This window comes from Acidovorax sp. sif0632 (genome assembly GCF_019218805.1).
Taxonomy (GTDB): Bacteria; Pseudomonadota; Gammaproteobacteria; order Burkholderiales; family Burkholderiaceae_C; genus Acidovorax; species Acidovorax facilis.
On sequence record NZ_JAHUWW010000007.1, the window covers coordinates 326,541 to 338,786 of the forward strand.

A 12,246-nucleotide genomic window follows, 5' to 3' on the forward strand; every position below is an offset into this window, starting at 1 on the left:
GGATGCGGGCTTTTTTGCATGGGTCGCGGGCAGGCCAAGCGGTTCATTACAGAGATGTCATGTGCGCGCAATCCCGCTGTCAGGCGTGCGTTTCTATTCTTCAAACCTGTCCAAAGCAGGGGGTGTTTGCCAGTTTGCGTGCCAAAAGCCGCTTTGGTGTGCCGCCCCCGCAACACGTTGAAGAGAGCCAAGCATGCGCCGACAAGACATTCAATTGCTGACCCTGGCCCGCCAGGGCGATCCCGCCGCCCGCAGCAAAGCGGGCCGACGTTATTTGGTGGGGGGCGATGGCTTCCCGCGCCATGTGGCCACGGGGATCGAGTACCTCTCACACCCCAGCGTCCGTGAGCTGCCAGAAACCGCGTGTGCCATTGCAGAGAGTTTGCCGCTGCAGGATTTGCTGGACCTGAAACAGGAAGATGCATTGCACAAGGCTGCCGCTGCGGGAAGCCCCTTGGCGCAGTTCAAGCTGGGCGTGTGGATGGCGTTGACGCGCAGCTCCGTCACGGCGGGGCAGTCGTGGCTGGAGACTGCCGCCGCAGCCGGGCACGTCGAGGCCTGCCAGGTCATGGCGGCCGTGGAAGGTGCACGCTCGGACCGCGCCCTGGAGGCGATGGTGGAATCGATCCAATCCAGCGCCGCAGTGGACGTGGTGCAGGTCGCGGTGATCGCTGCGCGCCAGGCGCGTGAAGAAGGGGGACTGGACCAGCTGGTCGATTGCCTGCGGGTGGCGCTGATGGTGGCGCCGCGCTTGACACACGCCCTGTCGGATCTGGTCGTGGCGGCGGTCTTGTGGGCCGAGCGCGAGAAACACTCCTTGCGCGGGCTGGCACCTGACCAGATTGAGGCCAGCCTGGAGCTGGCTGTCGTACGCGGGGATCGGGACGCTGCGTGCCTGCTGGGCCGTGCGCGTTGCGGAATTGACAGCGGCACGCTGGCGCCAGCGCGGCTGGCCACGTCGCTGAACCTGCGCAAAGGCGTGGCCTTGTTGTTGCGCGCTGCGGACGCGGGCCGGGACGATGCATGGCTTGCCTTGTACGCGACGCATGCAGACCACCGCTCGTCGGTATCCAACCCGCAGATGGCCCGCTTCTTCCTGGAGAAAGCGGCCATGGCCGGACAGTCCGAGGCGCAGCGCAAGCTGGGGGCTTTGATACTGCGCGCGTCGAACTCGGTGGTGGAGTCGGAGCAGGCCATTGCGTGGCTGCATGCCGCTGCCAACCAGGGCGATGCGCACGCGCAGCGCCTGTTGGGCTCACTGGTGCTGCCGCTGCAGGGGAGTGAATCCGTGGCGCGCGAGGCGATTGAGCAAGTGCGTCAAGCCGATCCCTGGCTGGCCGTGCGGCTGACGCTGGCGCGCGACTTCGGTTTGACCAAGCTGGAGGCCTTGAGTGTCGACCCTGTCGAGGGCCGTCGGCCCTGGGGGTTGCTGGTGGGGCAAAACCCGTTTATCGCGCAGGCCCGTTTGTCCGCACCGCGTGCCGTGCCGGCATTGACGCCCCTGGCGCTGCAGAACCTGGCGCGCGCGGCAGCATTGTTCGAACAATCGCGCGGTGACGGCAATGCCTTTGAGGGGGATCTGCGCCGCCGCTCGGTGCGCCAGCGGCGGGTATTTGAACGCCTCCATTTGTCCGAAGACCTCTTTTTTGCTACCGCTTCCTCGCGCAGGCTGGAGGCCTTCCGTCTGGGGCCGAAATGGGCTTTTCGCGCACGACAACCACTGGCCCTGGCGTTGGCGGGTTGACGGCTGCGTGGACTCTGGTGCGAAGAACGTCTGGCTGTGAGAGCTTCGTCAGCTGAGTGCCTTCGCGAGCATGGTCACCTCGTCCTCGCCAGATACCGCTTGCGCCAGAACAGCATCACCAGCGACAGGGCGATGAAGACCATCGAGCCCAACGCCCACCAGAACCCATCGGCCTTGTGGATGAGCGGCAAGAACTCAAAGTTCATGCCGAAGATGCCCGCTATCAGATTGAGCGGCAGGAACACGGCGGTGAGCGCCGTGAGCGTGCGCATGATGTCGTTGGTGCGGTTGCTCTGCACGCTGAAATGCATCTGCACGGCGGTTTCGGTGCTCTGCTCCAGCCGCCGCACGTGGTGCACCACGCGCTCGATGTGCTCCAGCACGTCGCGGCTGCGCACCTTGAGCAGGTCCAGCTCGCGCAGGCCAGCCGGGGTGTCGGGCAAGGCCCAGGTTTCCAGCGCATCGATCCAGTCCTGCACGGCGGTGCGCTGGTCTTCGCAGATCTCGTCGAGCTTGTGCAGGGCCAGCCGTGCTTCCAGCAGCGAACTCCAGTTCACATACCGCGCCCGGGGCTTGAGCAGCTCGTTTTGCCAGTGGTCGAGCTGGCGCGTGAGTTCGCGGCGCAGGTCCAGATAGCGGTCCACCATCATGTTCACCACGCGCAGCATCAGGTCGGCCGGGCTGGCGGGCACGCGGGCGCCGGGCACGGGGCTGCTGCGGCCTTCGGTGCCGTTGCTGGTGGGTAGCGATGCCAGCAGACGGGCCGCATAGGCGTCGCGCACTGCGCAGTCTGCGGGGTGTACGGTCAGCAGCAGCTGGTCGAACACCGCAAACCCCACCGGGCTGGTGTCGATGCGGCGCAGCACCGGTGGGCCGCTGCGTTTGAGTGGGCTGGCGGGGCTATCACCTTCCACGGGCGAGTCGACGGTGTCGCCCTGCGCGGTGGCCAAGCGGCGAAACACCAGCAGGTCATATTGCGAGGTGTAGTCGTAGTGCGAGGGCAGCTGCGCGTTGAGCAGGTCGGACACGTGCAGGTCCACCAGCTGCAGCCCCACCAGGGTTTGCAGGCGTGCCTGGATCTCGGCCAGCCGCGCCTGGAAGGCGGGGCGCCCGCAGGCGATCCAGACAAAACCCTGGGCGGGCATCTGAGCGGGCAACGCGGTCAGCTCCTGCACGCCGCCGTTGTGGATGTGAAAGATGCGCATGACCCCGGTTTTGAATGAAAAGTGCCTCTAGCGCTTGTCCATAAAGCGCTAGTAGCTATTATTTTGTTAGCAAACGAGCCGCGTCGCGCGCAAAGTAGGTCAGCACGCCATCGGCACCGGCGCGCTTGAAGGCCAGCAGGCTTTCCATCATCACGGCGTCGTGGTCCAGCCAGCCATTGGCGGCAGCGGCCTTGATCATGGCGTACTCGCCGCTGACCTGGTAGGCGAAGGTGGGCACCTTGAACTCGTCCTTCACGCGGCGCACGATGTCCAGGTACGGCATGCCGGGCTTGACCATCACCATGTCCGCGCCTTCGGCGATGTCGATGGCCACCTCGCGCAGGGCTTCGTCGCTGTTGCCGGGGTCCATCTGGTACACATTCTTGTCGGCCTTGCCCAGGGCGCCACGTGTGCCCACGGCGTCGCGAAAGGGACCGTAGAAGGCGCTGGCGTACTTGGCGCTGTAGGCCATGATGCGGGTGTGGATATGGCCCTGCACTTCCAGCGCCTCGCGGATGGCGCCGATGCGCCCGTCCATCATGTCGCTGGGCGCGACGATGTCCACACCCGCCTCGGCGTGCGTGAGCGCCTGGCCGGTGAGGATCTCCACCGTCTCGTCGTTGATGATGTAGCCGGTCTCGTCCAGCACGCCGTCCTGGCCGTGGCTGGTGTACGGGTCCAGCGCCACGTCGGTCATCACGCCCAGGCCGGGGAATTCCTTCTTCAGCGCCCGCACCACGCGCGGGATCAGGCCGTCGGGGTTCAGGGCCTCTTTGCCATCGGGCGTCTTGAGCGACGGGTCGATCGCCGGGAACAGCGCCAGAACCGGAATACCCAGCTTCACGCAGTCTTCGGCCACGGGCAGCAGCAGGTCCAGGCTCAGACGGTCCACACCGGGCATGGAGGTCACGGCCTCGCGGCGCTGGCTGCCTTCATGCACAAACACGGGGTAGATGAGGTCGTGCGGCGTCACAGCGTTTTCGCGCACCAGGTTGCGGGTAAAAGCATCGCGGCGCAGGCGGCGCGGGCGGTTCTGGGGGAAGGGAGCGGGGCTTTGGAGGTGCATCGCGAGATTATCTCCCTGAGCCGCTGCGCGGCTCCCTCGGGGGACGCACCCCCTGGACCGGCGAAGCTGGATCCACGGGTGCACTGGCATGGGGCGCGCCGGTTTCAAACACCATGGCGACGCCTTCTCACCTTGGAAATGCCGCTTGTAACACCCGATGCCCGGTGCTAAATTGGCGCCGGGCGGCTTGCCGCCCCCCGCTTTCCCTCCCTGAGCGGGGCCTCGGGTTGCAGCGATGCAAAACAGGCTTTCCCGGCCCGGCGGATTTGCCGGGCTTTTTTTTGGTGCGGCCTCGGGTGGCCCGCACAGGCCCTTAAACTGCCTCCATGCTCTGGGTCAAAGCCTTTCACATCGTCTTCGTGGCCAGCTGGTTTGCTGGCCTTTTCTATCTGCCGCGCATCTTCGTCAATCTGGCGATGGTGGCGCCGGGCTCAGCCGCCGAGCGCGACCGCCTGCTGCTCATGGCACGCAAGCTTTTTCGCTTTACCACGCTGCTGGCCGTGCCTGCGCTGGCGCTGGGCCTGTGGCTGTGGATGGGTTACGGCATCGGCTGGGGCCCCGGCAATGGCTGGATGCACGCCAAGCTTGCGGTGGTGCTGCTGGTGATCGGCTACCACCACGCCTGCAGCGTGGTACTGCGCAAGCTGGCCGACGGCACCAGCCGCAGGAGCCATGTGTGGTTCCGCTGGTTCAATGAGGCTCCCGTGCTGATGCTGGTGGCCGCCGTGGTGCTGGTGGTGGTCAAGCCGTTCTAGGCCCGCACGCAGGTGTCCAAGACCTCCGCCTGGCCTCTTGCGCTGATCTATACAGCGCTCATCGTCTTTGCCAGCCTGTTCCCGTTTGACGGCTGGCGCGCCCAGGGCATTGACCCCCTGGTCTTCCTGCTGGCGCCGCTGCCCCCGCCGTACTGGACGGGTTTTGACATTGCCACCAATGTTGTGGGGTATGCCCCGCTGGGTTTTCTGCTGGTGCTGGCCATGCTGCGCTCGGGCTGGGGGCGGGGCGCGGTGCTGCTGGCCACGCTGGTGGGCATGCTGCTGTCACTGGCCATGGAGTTCCTGCAGATCTACCTGCCCCGTCGTGTGCCCTCCAATCTTGACTTGCTGCTCAACGCGGCGGGCTCCCTGGCGGGGGCGCTGAGCGCCGCGCTGCTGGAGCGCCTGGGCGCCATCGACCGCTGGAGCGATTTCAAGGGCCGCTGGTTTGTGCAGGACGCCAGCGGCGCCATCGTCCTACTGGCGTTGTGGCCGCTGGCGCTGCTGTTCCCGGCGGCGGTGCCGTTCGGGCTGGGGCAGGTGCTGGAGCGGCTGGAAGCGGCGCTCATCGAGGTGCTGGCCGACACCCCGTTTCTGGACTGGCTGCCGCTGCGCGAGGCTGCGCTCGACCCGCTCTCGCCCAGTGGGGAGCTGCTGTGCGTGACGCTGGGCCTGCTGGCCCCGTGCCTGCTGGGCTACTGCGTGATCCGCCATGTGGGGCGACGGGCGCTGTTTGCCCTGGGTGTGGTGGCCGTGGGCGTCACGCTCACTGCGCTGTCGGCCGCCCTGAGCTGGGGCCCCGTGCATGCCTGGGAATGGATGGGCCTGCCCACGCGCGTGGGCGTGTGGGGCGCGCTGGCGCTGGCGGTGATGCTGCTGGCCTTGCCTCGGCGTGCCTGCGCTGCCGTGCTGCTGGTGGCCCTGGTCTGGCACCTGGCGCTGCTCAACCAGGCGCCCACCAGCGCCTACTTTGCGCAGACGCTGCAGATCTGGGAGCAGGGCCGGTTCATCCGCTTTTACGGCCTGGGCCAGTGGCTGGGGTGGCTGTGGCCCTACGCTACGTTGATCTACGTGGTGTTTCGGGTGTCGCGCAAGGAAGGCTCCTCCTGAGTCGCATTCAGCGCCGCGCCGACATCGTGGACGCGTGGGTTCGTAAAATGCAGCCATGAGCGAAACCACCCCCGCACCGGCCGCAGCGCCCGGCTACTACCAGCGCCACATCTTCTTCTGCCTGAACGAACGCACCAACGGTGAGGACAGCTGCGCCCACCACAACGCCCAGGCGGGTTTTGACCGCTGCAAGGCCCAGGTCAAGGCGGCAGGCCTGGCGGGGGCCGGCAAGGTGCGCGTGAACAAGGCCGGCTGCCTGGACCGCTGCGCGGCGGGCCCCGTCGCGGTGGTCTACCCCGAGGGCACCTGGTACACCTATGTGGACGCGGCCGACATCGACGAGATCGTCGAATCGCACCTGAAAAACGGCCAGGTGGTGGAGCGCCTGGTCACACCGGCGGAACTTGGCCGCTGAATACGCCTCCATCCGTCTCGTTGTTTTTTCTTGAATGATTTTGGCTGCTAGCGCTTGTCCATCAGGCGCTAGCAGCTATTAAATTGGTAGTAAACCCGTGAATGCCCAGACCGAACGCCTGACCCTGTCCGGCCCCGCAGGCGCCATCGAGGCCGTGCGTGACGCTGCCGCGCTGGCCGACGGTGCTGCTGCGCCCCGTGGCGTGGCCATCATTGCCCACCCCCATCCGCTGTTTGGCGGCACCATGGACAACAAGGTGGTGCAGACGCTGGCGCGCGCCTTTGTGCAGTGTGGCTGGACAGCCGTGCGTTTCAATTTTCGCGGCGTGGGCGGCACCGAAGGCGTGTACGACGAAGGCCAGGGCGAGCTGCAGGACCTGCTGGCAGTGGTGGAGCAGGTGGCGCCCGCTGCCGCTGGTCAGCGGATTGCGCTGGCGGGATTCTCGTTTGGCGCATTTGTCACCAGCCATGCGCTGGCCGCCCTCTGGCCGCAGGGTCGCGTGGACCAGGCAGTGCTGGTGGGCACGGCAGCCAGCCGTTTTGCCGTTGCCCCGGTGCCGCCCGATGCCCATCTGCGCACCCTGGTCGTGCACGGCGAGCACGACGACACTGTGCCGCTGGCCGCTGTGATGGACTGGGCGCGGCCCCAGATACTGCCTGTCACAGTCATTCCCGCAGGGGGGCATTTCTTTCACGGACAATTGCCGCTTCTGAAAAATCTGGTGGTGCGCCACCTGCAATCGCAAGGCTGAGCCACTCAAGCCTGCGTCTGACTTTGGGTTGGCTTCAACCCGCCCCCTCCTGGTCGCCTCCCAGCAGTTTCTGCTGTTTCTTTTTCCTCTTTTCCGAGCCTTTCCAGCCCCTTATTGCCCATGAAACGAATCCTGTCCGCGCTGCGATCTCTGGCCGTCTTTGCTGCCGTGGCCCCTGCCGCTTTCGGCGCCTATGCCCAGGCGCCCCAGCCTCCTGAAATTGCCGCGCGCACTTATATGCTGGTGGACGTCACGGCCAACCAGGTGCTGGCCGCCAAGGACATTGACGCGCCGGTGGAGCAGGCTTCGCTCACCAAACTCATGACGGGCTACCTGGTGTTTGACGCGCTGCGCGCCAAGAAGATAACGCTGGACCAGAAGCTGCCCGTGAGCGTGCGTGCCTGGAAGATGCCCGGCTCGCGCATGTTCATCGACCCCAAGATGCAGGTGCCGGTGGAAGACCTCATCAAGGGCATGATCGTCCAGTCCGGCAACGATGCCACGGTAGCGCTGGCCGAGGGCGTTGGCGGCACGTACGAAAATTTCGTCAAGCTCATGAACGACCAGGCCAAGGCCCTGGGCATGAGCGGCACCAGCTACAAGAACCCCGAAGGCCTGACCGAGCCCGGCCACCTCACCACGGCGCGCGACCTGTCCGTTCTCGCCACGCGCCTGATGAAGGATTTCCCGGAGTACATGCACTACTACTCCACCAAGCAGTACAGCTACCCCGGCACGCCTGCATCGAACGGCAGCAATCGCAATTCCCTGCTGTTCCGCGATCCGACCGTGGACGGCCTCAAGACCGGCCACACCGCAGCCGCAGGCTACTGCCTCGTGGCCACGTCCAAGCGTGAATTCCCAGGCGTGGGCCAGCGCCGCCTGCTGTCTATCGTGCTCGGTGCTGCCAGCGAAAATGCGCGCGCCAACGAAAGCCAGAAGCTGCTGAACTGGGGCTATACCGCGTTTGAAGCCGTCAAGCTGTTTGACGCCGGCAAGCCCGTCGCTACGCCCGCTGTCTGGAAGGGCACGGAAAACACCCTCAAGATTGGCCGCGATGAGGCCATCGTGGTGACCGTGCCCGCAGGCAGTGCAGGCAAGATCACCACCCAGATTGCGCGCCCCGACCCGCTGGTTGCTCCGTTCACCAAGGGGCAGTCTGTGGGCGCCCTGAAGGTACTCCTGGGCGAACAGGCTGTGGCGGAAGTGCCGCTGGTCGCGCTGGAAGGCGTGGAACAGGCAGGCATCCTGGGCCGTGCATGGGATGCCATCCGGCTCTGGATAAAGTAGCAGGAACATCCCCCTCAGGCGCTGCCGCGTCTTCACCCCCTTCCCGAACAGCGCAGCCATTTGGGAAGGGGGTATCGCCAGCGCGGCGGTTCTGGCTTGCCGCGCGCTTTCGGCGGCTTTTGGTCTCCATCTTGAGCCTGGGTTTCCGAGGAAAACCGCGTAGCGCTTGCCCGTTCAAGGCCTTGCTGCTACATTAGAAGGCTTTTCGGAAATTCCGAAGGGTTTCACGTTTTCGTTTTTTACGTTTAGGGACGTATTCATGCCAACCATCAATCAACTAGTCCGTCAGGGGCGCGAGGTCGAAAAGATCAAGTCCAAGAGCCCTGCGATGGAAAACTCTCCCCAGCGCCGCGGCGTGTGCACCCGTGTGTACACCACGACGCCTAAGAAGCCTAACTCCGCTCTGCGTAAGGTTGCCAAGGTGCGCCTGACCAACGGTTTTGAGGTCATTTCCTACATCGGCGGTGAAGGCCACAACCTGCAAGAACACAGCGTGGTGCTGGTTCGTGGCGGTCGTGTCAAGGACTTGCCCGGTGTGCGTTACCACATCGTGCGTGGTTCGCTCGACTTGCAAGGCGTGAAAGACCGCAAGCAGTCGCGCTCCAAGTACGGTGCCAAGAAGCCCAAGGCCAAGTAAGCCCTGCGCTTTTGCACAAAAGAATTTTCGGTGCTGTCTCCCGCGTGGCGCGGTGAAGCAGCGTAGTGGCCCCAAACGCAGGTGTTCTGCGCGGGTCGAGTAAGTGGGAGTCCTTGATTGGCTCTCGCGGTGTCTGAAAAGATGCCAACTGAAGCAAAGATAGAGGTAAAAAATGCCACGTCGTCGCGAAGTCCCCAAACGTGAAATCCTGCCGGATCCCAAGTTCGGCAATGTTGAGCTGTCCAAATTCATGAACGTGATCATGGAAGGCGGCAAAAAGGCGGTTGCAGAGCGCATCATTTATGGCGCCCTGGAACTGATCGAGAAGAAGCACCCTGACAAGGACCCGCTGGAAGCCTTCACTGTTGCCATCAACAACGTGAAGCCCATGGTCGAAGTGAAGTCCCGCCGCGTGGGCGGTGCCAACTACCAAGTGCCTGTGGAAGTGCGCCCTGTCCGTCGTCTGGCTCTGTCCATGCGCTGGATCAAGGAAGCCGCCCGCAAGCGCGGTGAGAAGTCGATGGCCCAACGCCTGGCCAACGAACTGCTGGAAGCCACCGAAGGCCGTGGCGGCGCCATGAAGAAGCGTGACGAAGTGCACCGCATGGCCGAAGCCAACAAGGCATTCAGCCACTTCCGCTTCTAAATCGACGAACTGCCCTCGTCGCCAAGCGCAAGGCTGCCGGCAATTTTGCCTGCAGCCTTGTGGCGATTGAGGTGGTCACAAAATTGACGGGTCGCAGCGCCACAATGCTGGGCCCTTCCCCTGAATAACACGACCCATCCAAGGATCCACCATGGCTCGCAAGACTCCCATCGAGCGCTACCGCAATATCGGTATCTCGGCCCACATTGACGCTGGCAAGACCACGACCACCGAACGTATCCTGTTCTACACGGGCGTGAGCCACAAGATTGGCGAAGTGCACGACGGCGCTGCCACCATGGACTGGATGGAGCAGGAACAAGAGCGCGGCATCACGATCACCTCGGCTGCCACGACCTGCTTCTGGAAGGGCATGGACAACTCCTACGAGGAGCACCGCTTCAACATCATCGACACCCCCGGTCACGTGGACTTCACGATCGAAGTGGAACGTTCGATGCGCGTGCTCGACGGCGCCTGCATGGTGTACTGCGCCGTGGGTGGCGTGCAGCCCCAGTCGGAAACCGTCTGGCGCCAAGCCAACAAGTACAAGGTGCCTCGCCTGGCCTTCGTGAACAAGATGGACCGTACCGGTGCCAACTTCTTCAAGGTCTACGAGCAGATGAAGCTGCGCCTGAAGGCCAACCCTGTGCCCGTGGTGATCCCAATCGGCGCCGAAGACAAATTCACCGGCGTGGTCGATCTGCTGAAGATGAAGGCCATTCTGTGGGATGAAGCTTCGCAGGGCATGAAGTTCACCTACGAAGAAATTCCAGCCGACCTGGTCGCATCGGCCAAGGAATGGCGCGAGAAGATGGTGGAAGCCGCTGCCGAAGCCTCCGAAGAGCTGATGAACAAGTACCTGGAAGAGGGCGACCTCTCCGAAGCTGAAATCAAGTTCGGCCTGCGTACGCGCACCATCGCCACGGAAATCCACCCGATGCTGTGCGGCACCGCGTTCAAGAACAAGGGTGTGCAGCGCATGCTGGACGCCGTGATCGACTACCTGCCGGCACCGACGGACATCCCTGACGTGACGGGTACCGATGAAGACGAAAACCCCGTCACCCGCAAGGCGGACGACAGCGAGAAGTTCTCGGCCCTGGCATTCAAGCTGATGACCGACCCGTTCGTGGGCCAGCTGACCTTCGTGCGTGTGTACTCCGGCGTTCTGAGCAAGGGCGATACCGTCTACAACCCCATCAAGGGCAAGAAGGAACGTATCGGCCGTATCGTGCAGATGCACGCCAACGAGCGCCAGGAAGTCGAAGAAATCCGTGCCGGCGACATTGCTGCCTGCGTGGGCCTGAAGGACGTGACGACCGGTGAAACGCTGAGCGACATCGACTCCCAGATCATTCTGGAGCGCATGGTGTTCCCTGAGCCTGTGATCACCCAGGCCGTGGAACCCAAGACCAAGGCTGACCAGGAAAAGATGGGCATTGCACTGCAGCGCTTGGCTGCAGAAGATCCATCCTTCCGCGTGAAGACCGACGAAGAATCGGGCCAGACGCTGATCGCCGGTATGGGCGAGTTGCATCTGGAAATCATCGTGGACCGCATGAAGCGTGAATTCGGCGTGGAAGCCAACGTGGGCAAGCCCCAGGTTGCCTACCGCGAAACCATCCGCAAGACGGTGGAAGAAGCCGAAGGCAAGTTCGTGCGCCAGTCCGGCGGTAAGGGCCAGTACGGCCACGTCGTGCTCAAGATCGAACCCAACGAAGCCGGCAAGGGCATCGAGTTCGTCGACGCGATCAAGGGTGGTGTGGTTCCTCGCGAATTCATCCCGGCCGTGGAAAAGGGTATCAACGAAGCCGTGACGCAAGGCGTGCTGGCTGGCTACCCCGTGGTAGACGTCAAGGTCACGCTGCACTTCGGTTCGTACCACGATGTGGACTCGAACGAACTGGCGTTCAAGATGGCTGCCATCTTCGGCTTCAAGGAAGGCTGCCGCAAGGCCGGCCCGGTCATTCTGGAGCCCATGATGGCTGTGGAAGTGGAAACGCCGGAAGACTACGCTGGTACCGTGATGGGTGACCTGTCCTCCCGCCGTGGCATGGTCCAGGGCATGGACGACATCCCGGGCGGTGGCAAGGCCATCCGCGCTGAAGTGCCGCTGTCCGAAATGTTCGGCTACTCGACCTCGCTGCGCTCCGCGACGCAAGGCCGCGCTACGTACTCGATGGAATTCAAGCACTACAGCGAAGCGCCGCGCAATGTGTCTGAAGCCATCATGGCTGCACGCGCCAAGTAAGCGCGTCGAGTGAAAGGTCTGCCCTGGGCAGGTCTTTCCTCTTTGTTTTTGAGTCAGATTGGCTGCTAGCGCTTGTCTATAAAGCGCTAGCAGCTATTAAAACAGTAGCAAAATTCTTGCAATCTGCGATCCGGTGCCGTCCTGTTGCCCTGTGCGGGACGAACCAGCAATCGGGTGCAGACGTTAAACCCCAACACAGGCATTGCTCTTTGGAGATTCAAAATGGCAAAAGGTAAATTCGAACGGACCAAGCCTCACGTCAACGTGGGCACAATCGGCCACGTGGACCATGGCAAGACGACGCTGACGGCAGCCATCGCTACCGTGCTGTCCGCCAAGTTCGGCGGTGAAGCCAAGGCATACGACCAGATCG

General features: G+C 63.6%; 12 protein-coding genes. 10 read left to right on the plus strand and 2 right to left on the minus strand.

What is annotated here, in order from left to right; genetic code table 11:
- The first annotated feature begins 193 nt into the window (after positions 1-193).
- Positions 194-1,744, plus strand: a complete 1,551-nt coding sequence (locus KW832_RS21350; RefSeq protein ID WP_218301220.1) for a tetratricopeptide repeat protein — start codon at positions 194-196, stop codon at positions 1,742-1,744.
- A gap of 74 nt (positions 1,745-1,818) precedes the next feature.
- On the opposite strand, the gene KW832_RS21355 is transcribed toward KW832_RS21350, so the two are convergent.
- The gene (locus KW832_RS21355; protein WP_121421994.1) at positions 1,819-2,949 is read right to left on the minus strand and encodes a magnesium transporter CorA family protein; all 1,131 of its coding nucleotides are present in this window, start codon (positions 2,947-2,949) and stop codon (positions 1,819-1,821) included.
- 58 nt (positions 2,950-3,007) lie between these two features.
- Positions 3,008-4,015 carry a porphobilinogen synthase gene (gene hemB / locus KW832_RS21360; protein WP_121421995.1) on the minus strand — a complete coding sequence of 336 codons (1,008 nt, stop codon included), beginning with the start codon at positions 4,013-4,015 and terminating at the stop codon, positions 3,008-3,010.
- Between the two features lie 326 nt (positions 4,016-4,341).
- Here hemB and KW832_RS21365 point away from each other — a divergent pair, with 326 nt between their 5' ends.
- The 9 genes from KW832_RS21365 to KW832_RS21405 all read left to right on the plus strand — a co-directional run.
- Positions 4,342-4,770 (plus strand): CopD family protein, encoded by a 429-nt coding sequence (locus KW832_RS21365; RefSeq protein ID WP_176887945.1) that lies wholly within the window; start codon positions 4,342-4,344, stop codon positions 4,768-4,770.
- Positions 4,771-4,782: 12 nt separating this feature from the next.
- On the plus strand, positions 4,783-5,880 hold the full coding sequence (locus tag KW832_RS21370) for a VanZ family protein (protein ID WP_218301219.1): 1,098 nt from the start codon (positions 4,783-4,785) through the stop codon (positions 5,878-5,880).
- 55 nt (positions 5,881-5,935) lie between these two features.
- Entirely contained in the window at positions 5,936-6,295 is a 360-nt protein-coding gene (locus KW832_RS21375; protein WP_218301218.1) for a ferredoxin, read from the plus strand.
- Positions 6,296-6,392: 97 nt separating this feature from the next.
- Entirely contained in the window at positions 6,393-7,046 is a 654-nt protein-coding gene (locus KW832_RS21380; protein WP_218301217.1) for a serine aminopeptidase domain-containing protein, read from the plus strand.
- A 120-nt stretch (positions 7,047-7,166) separates the two neighbouring features.
- Positions 7,167-8,336 carry a D-alanyl-D-alanine carboxypeptidase family protein gene (locus KW832_RS21385; protein ID WP_121507826.1) on the plus strand — a complete coding sequence of 390 codons (1,170 nt, stop codon included), beginning with the start codon at positions 7,167-7,169 and terminating at the stop codon, positions 8,334-8,336.
- A gap of 259 nt (positions 8,337-8,595) precedes the next feature.
- The gene (gene rpsL / locus KW832_RS21390) at positions 8,596-8,973 is read left to right on the plus strand and encodes a 30S ribosomal protein S12 (protein ID WP_007851137.1); all 378 of its coding nucleotides are present in this window, start codon (positions 8,596-8,598) and stop codon (positions 8,971-8,973) included.
- 172 nt (positions 8,974-9,145) lie between these two features.
- Positions 9,146-9,619: a 30S ribosomal protein S7 gene (gene rpsG, locus KW832_RS21395; RefSeq protein WP_005798541.1), complete on the plus strand. Its 474-nt coding sequence runs from the start codon at positions 9,146-9,148 to the stop codon at positions 9,617-9,619.
- 151 nt (positions 9,620-9,770) lie between these two features.
- Positions 9,771-11,873 (plus strand): elongation factor G, encoded by a 2,103-nt coding sequence (gene fusA, locus KW832_RS21400; protein ID WP_055401687.1) that lies wholly within the window; start codon positions 9,771-9,773, stop codon positions 11,871-11,873.
- A gap of 222 nt (positions 11,874-12,095) precedes the next feature.
- Positions 12,096-12,246 (plus strand): GTP-binding protein (locus tag KW832_RS21405; RefSeq protein ID WP_255577894.1); only part of this gene is annotated, 151 nt, incomplete at its 3' end.